We start from the raw sequence: 4,136 nt of genomic DNA on the forward strand, positions 1-4,136 counted from the left end.
AAAGAATTGTTATCTACAAAAAATGCTTCGCCGCGAATGATGTCAATTTTATTTCCTTTAAGGAGTGTTTCGACTCCTCCCGTTAATTTATTGACAACGCTTTGTTTCCAAGCTTGTACCTTTGAAAAATCAACGGTAACATTTTCAGCTGTAATCCCCATATCACTCGAATGCTTAGCATGTTCATAACGATGACCTGCTGAAATGAGAGCTTTTGAAGGAATACATCCGACATTTAAACACACACCACCAATAGATCCTCTTTCTATAACTGCTACTTTTTGACCAAGTTGAGCAGCACGAATAGCCGCAACGTAGCCACCAGGGCCAGCACCAATAACAACAGTATCTAAATCAATTGGAAAATCTCCTACTACCATGTGCGATTACGCCTCCATTATAAGTAATTGTGGATCGTTCAATAAACGCTTGATATGATTTAAAGCTTTTTGAGCAGTCGCACCATCAATCATACGATGGTCAAAGCTTAGTGACAATGCAAGAACCGGTGCAATAACAATTTCACCATTTTTGACAACTGGTTTTTCACTAATACGTCCAATGCCAAGAATTGCAACCTCCGGATGATTAATAACCGGTGTAAACCATTGACCACCTGCAGATCCAATGTTTGTTATCGTGCAAGATGCGCCCTTCATTTCATTTGGAGCAAGACGACCTTCACGAGCCTTATCTGCAAGCTCATTAATTTCAGCGGAAATCGAGAATATAGATTTACGATCTGCTTCATTCACAACTGGTACGAGAAGACCCTTATCCGTATCTGCTGCAATCCCGATATTATAGTAATACTTATGAATAATTTCAGATGTTGCATCATCTAGTGACGTATTTAAGGCTGGAAATTCGCGAAGTGCAGATGTTAGCGCTTTTACAACATAAGGTAAATACGTTAATTTAATGCCTTTTCCAGCTGCAACCTCTTTAAATTTCTTACGATGCAAGACAAGATCAGTTACATCTACTTCATCCATTAACGTTACGTGCGGAGCTGTTTGTTTCGAATGAACCATTGCCTTTGCAATCGCCTTACGAATACCACTCATCTTTTCACGTGTTTCTGGATATTGACTAGTTGTTAACACTACTTCTTCTTTTGACTCTACTTTCGTTTCTGCTACTGCTTCCACTTGAATCTCTTCCTGATTTGGTACTGTTACTGCTTCTTTTCCAAAAGCATCAATATCATCTTTCAATACACGTCCATTTTTACCTGATCCGTGTACGTTATGAATATCAATCCCTTTTTCCCGAGCATATTTGCGAACAGATGGCATAGCAATAACTCGTTCATTCTTTTGCGCAACTTCATTTACTACTGCCACAACTGCTTCCTGTTTTGCAGGTTCTTCTTCCTTAGGAGCAGCTTCTTGCCCTTTGAACGTAAGGTTTTCGTACCCAGGTGCGTCTAGCGTTACAAGAACATCTCCTACAACTGCTACTGTGCCTTCGCTAACAATTACATCTAGTACTTTCCCTTTTACTGGAGAAGGAATTTCTACTACAGATTTATCATTTTGTACTTCTAGAAGAACATCATCTTCATTGATTTCATCGCCAGGTTTAACAAACCATTTAACGATTTCACCTTCATGAATACCCTCACCGATATCTGGTAATCTAAATTCGAATGCCACGGACTTCATCTCCCTGTACTATTTATCGTTTAAAACGGTATATTAATAGCGATAGCGCAAAAGAATAAAGATCTTTCTTTTGCGCTCATTTATGTTTAGAAATTCATAACTTTTTGAATAGCTTCTACAACGTCCTTATGGTTTGGTAGCCATACACCTTCTGCTTGAGAGAATGGGAATACCGTATCTGCTGCTGTAACACGAACAACTGGTGCTTCTAAACTAAGAATGGCGCGCTCATTAATTTCAGCAACTACATTAGCAGCAATACCTGCTTGACGTTGCGCCTCTTGAACAACGACCACACGACCTGTTTTTTCAACAGACGCTATTATTGTATCAATATCAAGAGGTTGTACTGTTCGTAGGTCAATTACTTCTACAGATACTCCTTGTTTTTCAAGTTCTTCAGCAGCCTTTAATGCTGTATGAACCATTGCACCATACGCAATCGCTGTAACATCTGTACCAACGCGCTTTACTTCTGCTTTTCCAAGTTCAATTGTATATTCTCCCTCTGGAACCTCTTGACGGAACGAACGATACAATTTCATATGTTCTAAGTAGATAACCGGGTCGTTATCACGAATAGCAGAAATAAGTAGCCCTTTGGCATCATAAGGAGTAGAAGGGATAACTACTTTAAGTCCAGGTTGTTGTGCAACGAGTCCTTCTAAGCTATCTGCATGGAGTTCAGGAGTATGAACCCCGCCGCCGAACGGCGAACGAACTGTAATAGGAGCGTTCCAGCGACCACCAGAACGATAACGCATACGCGCCATTTGACCTGAAATACTATCTAATACTTCGAAAACGAAGCCGAAAAATTGGATTTCTGGAACCGGACGGAACCCTTGAAGAGCAAGACCAATAGAAAGACCTCCGATTGCTGATTCTGCAAGCGGTGTATCAAATACGCGTTGTTCTCCGAATTCAGCTTGCAATCCGTCTGTAGCACGGAATACCCCACCGTTAACACCAACGTCTTCCCCGAACACTACTACATTAGGGTCGTTTTTTAATTCGACACGTAACGCCGATGTGATTGCTTGAATCATTGTCATTTGCGCCATGGCTTATTTCGACTCCTTTTCTGTATAAATTTCATATTGCTCCTGCAAGTTATAAGGTAACTTTTCATACATAATGTTAATCAAGTCTGTTACCTGTTGTTTTGGAGCCTGGTCAGCCTTTGCAATGGCTTGTTTAATATCTTCTTTTGCCTGTTCAATGACTTTGTTTTCTTCTTCCTCAGACCATAGGCCTTTGTTTGTTAAAAATATACGGAAACGAACGATTGGATCCTTTTGTTCCCATTCATTTTCAAGATCCTTCGTACGATAACGTGTTGGGTCATCACCGGCCATTGTATGTGGACCATAACGGAATGTTAATGTCTCAATTAATGTTGGGCCTTCCCCGTTAATTGCACGTTCACGAGCAAAATGAGTTGCTGCATATACTGCTAACGGATCCATACCGTCTACTTGAATACCCGGTATACCAACTGCTACTGCTTTTTGCGCAATTGTTTTTGCAGCAGATTGCTTTTCAACAGGTGTAGAAATAGCAAATCGATTATTTTGAACAATAAAGATAGCTGGTGCTTTAAATGCACTTGCGAAGTTCATTCCTTCATAGAAATCACCTTGAGATGCACCACCGTCACCTGTATATGTGATAGCAACCGATTTCTTACCGCGAAGCTTCATTCCAAGTGCAACACCAGCTGTTTGAACGATTTGTGCACCAATAATGATTTGCGGAGAAATAGCATTAACTGATTCAGGCATTTGGTTGCCAATATAATGACCACGAGAAAATAAAAATGCTTGATAAAGCGGTAATCCGTGCCAAATGAGTTGCGGAACGTCACGGTAACCAGGAAGAACAAAGTCTTCGCTTTCAAGAGCGAAGTGGCTTGCTAGTTGTGACGCTTCTTGTCCAGCTGTTGGCGCATAAAAGCCAAGACGACCTTGACGATTCAGAGAAATAGAACGTTGATCTAGTACACGTGTATAAACCATACGACGCATTAACTCTTTTAATTGATCATCAGTAAGTTCAGGCATTGCTGCTTCATTCACAACTTCGCCTTTTTCATTTAAAATTTGTAATGTTTGAAATGCGTCTGCAATCGCTTTAAATTGCGCATCCACATTAAACGGGGACTTTTTTGTATTCGCTCCCATTTCGTTCACCTCTTCCTCTTTTATGAACATTTTCTTAAACGCTTTATAATTATATAACCGTTACAAAAAACGTAAAAGAATGTGTACCGAATATAATCGATAATGAATGTTTGGCAAGTCAAAATTCTGTACTATTAATAATTTATAAATAACTAATACAATGTGAATTACTTGTTTAAGTTTACAACTAATGGCGGAACTGTGTCAATTACTTTACTTTCAATTTTATAACAAATTTCCATAGATTAAATATGTTATTTCTTTCAAAATACTATTCTGTATCAAT

4 protein-coding genes are annotated in these 4,136 nt (G+C 39.4%); all 4 read right to left on the reverse strand.

The features are described 5' to 3' along the window. A partial coding sequence (locus AC11ZT_RS11915) for an FAD-dependent oxidoreductase (protein ID WP_484059801.1) occupies positions 1–380 on the reverse strand: 380 nt, incomplete at its 3' end. Between the two features lie 6 nt (positions 381–386). Next, a complete protein-coding gene (locus AC11ZT_RS11920; RefSeq protein WP_484059802.1) occupies positions 387–1,658 on the reverse strand; it encodes a dihydrolipoamide acetyltransferase family protein in 1,272 nt (423 codons plus the stop codon). Positions 1,659–1,753: 95 nt separating this feature from the next. Continuing rightward, positions 1,754–2,731 (reverse strand): alpha-ketoacid dehydrogenase subunit beta, encoded by a 978-nt coding sequence (locus AC11ZT_RS11925; RefSeq protein ID WP_484059803.1) that lies wholly within the window; start codon positions 2,729–2,731, stop codon positions 1,754–1,756. 3 nt (positions 2,732–2,734) lie between these two features. Continuing rightward, a complete protein-coding gene (gene pdhA, locus AC11ZT_RS11930) occupies positions 2,735–3,850 on the reverse strand; it encodes a pyruvate dehydrogenase (acetyl-transferring) E1 component subunit alpha (RefSeq protein WP_484059804.1) in 1,116 nt (371 codons plus the stop codon). Between the last annotated feature and the right edge of the window lie 286 nt (positions 3,851–4,136).

This window comes from Ectobacillus sp. (genome assembly GCF_056992975.1).

What these genes read in the sequence shown, in the direction of transcription:
- AC11ZT_RS11925 (WP_484059803.1), bottom strand. Translation starts at nt 2,731, where the DNA reads ATGGCGCAAATGACAATGATTCAAGCAATCACATCGGCGTTACGTGTC.
- pdhA (WP_484059804.1), bottom strand. Translation starts at nt 3,850, where the DNA reads ATGGGAGCGAATACAAAAAAGTCCCCGTTTAATGTGGATGCGCAATTT.